1 protein-coding gene is annotated in these 231 nt (G+C 46.3%); it reads right to left on the bottom strand.

Going from position 1 to position 231, the window contains the following annotated elements; translation table 11 throughout:
- Positions 1–231, bottom strand: a 231-nt coding sequence (locus tag AAEY78_RS15185; protein ID WP_352340363.1) for a DUF885 family protein, incomplete at both ends; no start/stop codon positions are given.

The following is a 231-nucleotide window of genomic DNA, read 5'->3' as shown; positions in this document are numbered from 1 at the left end:
CGAAACTTAGGCACGCCTTCTAGCTCTTGCGAAATAGCAATTTGCATATGATGTCCCGGAATGCCTTCATGATAGGCTAGTGCTTCCATTTGGTAAGTAGGCATAGCTTCCATGTCGTAAAGGTTAGCGTAGTAAACACCTGGGCGAGAGCCATCTGGTGCCGGTTGTTGATAAAACGCTTTGCCAGCTGCTTTTTCACGAAATGCCTCAACGCGTTTTACTATCATATCG

The sequence above is a fragment of the Psychrobacter sp. 16-MNA-CIBAN-0192 genome (assembly GCF_040309565.1).
Classification (GTDB): Bacteria; Pseudomonadota; Gammaproteobacteria; order Pseudomonadales; family Moraxellaceae; genus Psychrobacter.
Note: the sequence above shows the minus strand (reverse complement) of the source record. Positions and strands in the feature narration are given on the sequence as shown.